Annotated in this window: 1 protein-coding gene; it reads right to left on the reverse strand. The window is 38.2% G+C overall.

Features of this window, described 5'->3' with window-relative positions; all coding sequences use genetic code 11:
• Window positions 1-775, reverse strand: a 775-nt coding sequence (locus CHRY9293_RS18425) for an AMP-binding protein (protein WP_162034311.1), incomplete at both ends; no start/stop codon positions are given.

Consider the following 775-nt stretch of genomic DNA (forward strand, 5'->3'; position numbering starts at 1 on the left):
GACACATAATAACCTACTAAGTATTTTAACCCTGAACTATTCTCCTTTGCCAGTACAACACTTTGACGAATACCTTCATAGCTCAATAAGGCGTTTTCTATCTCTCCTAATTCTATCCTAAATCCTCTTATTTTAACCTGGAAGTCATTTCTGCCTATATATTCCAAATCTCCTCCAGCAAGATAACGGCCTAAATCCCCCGTCTTATACATACGATCATTATAACCTATTGCTTTCTCTTCTTCACTCTGGAAAGGATTCAATAGAAAACGCTCCTCTGTAAGCTCTACAAGATTTAAATACCCTCTTGATAAACCGGCCCCTCCAATATACAATTCTCCTACGGCTCCTACGGGTACCGGACGTAAATACTCATTCAACACATAAATCCGTTGATCCGGAATACTTTTTCCTACCATAGACGAATTCCCTAATTCTCCCGAATCAAGCACTCTATAACTCGCATGAACTGTAGTCTCAGTTGTACCATACATATTGATTAAACTTGGACTCTCAGGATAGCGACCATACCAAGGCTCCAAAGAAGCAAAGTTCAAGGCCTCGCCTGCAAAGATGACATAACGAAGTTTAGAAAGATTCACATCCTTAGATAAACCCACTTCTATAAACTGGTAAAAGGCTGTAGGGGTTTTACATAATACCGTAAGATTATTTTTATAGCATAAATCAAAAAATAAATATAAATCTTTAGTTTGTTCTACACTGGGTATCAATAATTTTCCTCCATGAAGTAAGGCGCCCCACATCTCCCATA

This window comes from Chryseobacterium potabilaquae, from assembly GCF_902728265.1.
Lineage (GTDB): Bacteria > Bacteroidota > Bacteroidia > Flavobacteriales > Weeksellaceae > Chryseobacterium > Chryseobacterium potabilaquae.